4 protein-coding genes are annotated in these 4,067 nt (G+C 42.5%); 2 read left to right on the forward strand and 2 right to left on the reverse strand.

The window, feature by feature from the left end:
* Positions 1–245 precede the first annotated feature (245 nt).
* Positions 246–905 (forward strand): carbonate dehydratase, encoded by a 660-nt coding sequence (can, locus tag AB4653_RS18765; protein WP_009847590.1) that lies wholly within the window; start codon positions 246–248, stop codon positions 903–905.
* A gap of 95 nt (positions 906–1,000) precedes the next feature.
* Here can and hpt read toward each other — a convergent pair whose 3' ends face one another.
* Complete coding sequence (gene hpt, locus AB4653_RS18770) at positions 1,001–1,531, reverse strand: hypoxanthine phosphoribosyltransferase (protein ID WP_009847591.1); 531 nt, start codon at positions 1,529–1,531, stop codon at positions 1,001–1,003.
* A gap of 337 nt (positions 1,532–1,868) precedes the next feature.
* On the opposite strand from hpt, the gene AB4653_RS18775 reads away from it, so the two are divergent.
* A complete protein-coding gene (locus tag AB4653_RS18775; RefSeq protein WP_012604737.1) occupies positions 1,869–2,474 on the forward strand; it encodes a LuxR/HapR/OpaR family quorum-sensing transcriptional regulator in 606 nt (201 codons plus the stop codon).
* 272 nt (positions 2,475–2,746) lie between these two features.
* On the opposite strand, the gene lpdA is transcribed toward AB4653_RS18775, so the two are convergent.
* On the reverse strand, positions 2,747–4,067 hold a 1,321-nt coding region (gene lpdA, locus AB4653_RS18780), incomplete at its 5' end, for a dihydrolipoyl dehydrogenase (protein ID WP_372104976.1).

Genomic DNA, 4,067 nt, shown 5'->3' on the forward strand with positions numbered 1-4,067 from the left:
AAACACACCTTCCTGATGATGAAATGACAAACCTTATCACTTTAACAAATGTATCAACGGTTCAGAAAGTGTTAATTTAATCACACTATTCGTCTCTTATATTCGGATTATGCCTTTTACGCTAAGTTAATGATTTTAACGACTAGTACACGTCAGATGAGTACTATTTGACACAGTTTTTACAAGATTGAATTTGTAACATTGTGTATAGTTAGAGTTCTTAATTAAGGGATGTAAGACGCAAAATGCCAGAGATTAAACAGCTTTTTGAAAACAACTCTAAATGGTCAGAAGAAATTCGCTCTCAACGACCAGAGTATTTTACAACGCTTGAAGAGGGTCAAAGCCCTGGTTTTCTATGGATAGGCTGCTCAGATAGCCGCGTTCCAGCCGAGCGTCTCACTGGTTTGTATTCTGGCGAACTGTTTGTTCACCGAAATGTCGCTAATCAAGTAGTTCATACCGACCTAAACTGCTTATCAGTAGTGCAATACGCTGTCGATGTACTCAAAGTGAAACACGTTATTGTTTGTGGTCACTACGGCTGTGGCGGTGTTAACGCAGCGATAGATAACCCTAAACTGGGTCTTATCAACAACTGGCTACTCCACATACGCGATAACTATCTTAAGTACCGTAAGCAAATTGAATCTCTGCCTCGTGAACAATGGGGTGACAAGTTATGCGAAATTAACGTTGCAGAACAAGTCTACAATCTTGGTAACTCGACCATCATGCAAAGCGCATGGGAACGTGGACAAGATATTGAAATCCACGGTGTGGTTTATGGTATTGGTAATGGCAAGCTGCAAGATCTTGGTGTTCGTTGCTCAAGTAATGATACTTTAGAAAACAGCCATTTAGCGGCGCTTGATAAAATCCTATCGTCTCCAATCCTAGGTTAATTCTTAACGTCTAACCAATAGATATAAGAAAGAATAGATATAAAAAAGGCTCGCGTTTTGCGAGCCTTTTTTGTTTGTGTTCAACAGAGTCGTTATTACTCTTGAGGTACAACTTTACCGATGTACGGTAGGTGACGATATTTTTGTGCGTAGTCGATACCCACACCAACAACGAATTCATCTGGGATTTCAAAACCAATCCACTTTGTGTCTACAATGACTTCACGACGAGAAGGCTTGTCTAATAACGTACAAATTTCGATAGATTTAGGACCACGCAGGCTCAGAATTTCTTTTACTTTAGTCAGCGTGTTACCAGTATCGATAATGTCTTCTACAAGTAGAACATCTTTACCTTGGATGTCATCATCAAGGTCTTTCAAAATACGAACATCACGTGAGCTTTCCATGCCGTTGCCGTAGCTAGACGCAGTCATGAAATCCACTTGGTGAGTTAAATCGATAGCACGAGCAAGATCCGCCATAAAGACAAAAGATCCGCGCAATAAGCCAACTAAAACTAGATCTTCGCTACCTTGGTAGTGCTCCGTGATCTGCTTGCCTAGTTCGTTCACTCGATCCTGAACTTCTTGCTCAGAGATCATGACTTCAACTGTATGCTTCATACTGCTCTCATTTTATTTGGTGATTGCGACGAATGTTGACACTTTCGTCAGTTGTGTCGCTCAATTTTGTGCGTAAGTCTAGCACTGCTCAAATACCCACACCACCTTATGCTTCGAATTTACTGTTAGATTCTCAATGAAATGTGCATTGGTGCGTTATCCAATACTCGCATCCTTTCACATCAACACTGATCACGCTTTATGTATCAAGTTTGATGTAACTGTCTATAAAACAAGCACAAGGGATTGACCATTCACATATGCACCATTACACTCATCTTGGCTTAAATAATAATAAAATCATTAATATAAAAATTCGTTGGCAAGGAAAAACAATATGGACTCAATAACGAAGAGACCTAGAACTAGGCTTTCACCCTTAAAAAGAAAACTTCAATTGATGGAAATCGCACTTGAAGTATTCTCTCGCCGTGGCATTGGCCGCGGTGGACACGCTGATATTGCCGACATCGCTCAGGTGTCAGTAGCAACAGTATTTAACTACTTCCCTACCCGTGAAGATCTGGTTGATGAAGTACTTAACCACGTTGTTCGTCAATTCTCGAACTTCCTTTCAGACAACATTGACCTAGATATTCACGCAAAAGAAAATCTACATAATATTGCGACTGAAATGGTGACGTTAGTGGCTCAAGATAGCAATTGGTTAAATGTATGGTTCGAATGGAGTGCATCAACTCGCGATGAAGTGTGGCCTCTGTTTGTAACCACTAACCGCACTAACCAGATGTTAGTACAAAACATGTTTAGCAAGGCGATTGAACGCGGCGAAGTCTGTGACGATCACGATCCTAAACACCTAGCAAATCTATTCCACGGCATTTGCTACTCTCTATTCATCCAAGCGAAACGTGTAGATACGCAAGAAGAACTTTCGACCTTGACGGATAGCTACTTGAACATGCTGTGCATTTATAAGTAGATTCGATCTTCGAACAAAACTAAAGGGTTGGCTTTTACGCTAACCCTTTTTTATTTCCTCTCACCTAATCAGATTCCCTATTCCTTCCTTCGTCACTCTAGAGAATGACGGATATAAAGAACCACTACGCTTCACTTCGTCATCCTCAAGAGCGAGGGACGAGCGAGTTGGGGATCTCTTACAAGCATGACGACCATCTTTTCTTCAGACATTAAAAAGCCGCTGACGAATCAGCGGCTTTTAAAAACATTAGCGAGTGGCTAAAAAAAGAATTACTTCTTCTTTTTCACTGCTTTCTTATTTGGAAGGTCAGTGATTGAACCTTCGAATACTTCCGCAGCAAGACCAACAGACTCGTGTAGAGTTGGGTGAGCGTGGATAGTCAGTGCGATATCTTCTGCATCGCAACCCATTTCGATTGCTAGGCCGATTTCGCCAAGAAGTTCACCACCGTTAGTACCAACAACAGCACCACCGATTACACGATGAGTCTCTTTATCGAAGATCATCTTAGTCATACCGTCAGCACAGTCTGAAGCGATTGCACGACCAGAAGCAGCCCAAGGGAAAGTAGCAACTTCGTAGTTCAGGCCTTCCGCTTTCGCTTCTTTCTCAGTCTTACCTACCCAAGCTACTTCTGGCTCAGTGTACGCAATTGATGGAATTACTTTAGGATCGAAGTAGTGCTTCTTACCAGAGATAACTTCAGCAGCTACGTGACCTTCATGCACACCTTTGTGAGCAAGCATTGGTTGACCAACAACATCACCGATCGCGTGGATGTGAGGAACGTTAGTACGCATTTGCTTATCAACGTTGATGAAACCGCGCTCATCAACTTCGATACCCGCTTTTTCAGCGTCGATAAGTGCACCGTTTGGAACACGACCGATAGCAACAAGAACAGCATCGTAGCGCTCAGCTTCTGCTGGTGCTTTCTTGCCTTCCATTGAAACGTAGATACCGTCTTCTTTCGCTTCAACCGCTGTCACTTTAGTTTCAAGCATTAGCTTGAACTTATCTTTAATGCGCTTAGTGAATACTTTAACGATGTCTTTATCCGCAGCAGGGATAACTTGATCGAACATCTCAACAACTTCAACTTTAGAACCTAGAGAGTGGTAAACCGTACCCATCTCAAGACCGATGATACCACCGCCCATGATAAGCAGTTTTTCTGGCACTTCGTTTAGCTCTAGTGCATCCGTAGAGTCCCAAATACGTGGGTCTTCATGTGGGATGAACGGAAGTTTGATTGGGCGAGAACCCGCAGCAATGATTGCGTTGTCGAAGTTAACTGTCGTTGCTTCGCCTTCGCCTTCAACAAGAATGCTGTTAGGACCAGTGAACTTACCAAAACCGTTAACAACTGTAACGTTACGCATCTTAGCCATACCGCCAAGACCGCCAGTCAGTTGATCAACTACTTTTTCTTTCCAGATACGGATCTTGCTGATGTCCGTCTGTGGCTCGCCGAATACAACGCCGTGCTCTGCCATCGCTTTTGCTTCTTCAATTACTTTAGATACGTGAAGAAGTGCTTTTGATGGAATACAACCAACGTTTAGACATACACCACCAAGAGTGCTGTAA

Source organism: Vibrio sp. 10N.222.48.A3 (genome assembly GCF_041475345.1).
Taxonomy (GTDB): domain Bacteria; phylum Pseudomonadota; class Gammaproteobacteria; order Enterobacterales; family Vibrionaceae; genus Vibrio; species Vibrio tasmaniensis_A.

Bases quoted from the DNA above. Each gene is read 5' to 3' on its own strand.
- can (WP_009847590.1), top strand. From the start codon at position 246: ATGCCAGAGATTAAACAGCTTTTTGAAAACAACTCTAAATGGTCAGAA.
- hpt (WP_009847591.1), bottom strand. From the start codon at position 1,531: ATGAAGCATACAGTTGAAGTCATGATCTCTGAGCAAGAAGTTCAGGAT.
- AB4653_RS18775 (WP_012604737.1), top strand. From the start codon at position 1,869: ATGGACTCAATAACGAAGAGACCTAGAACTAGGCTTTCACCCTTAAAA.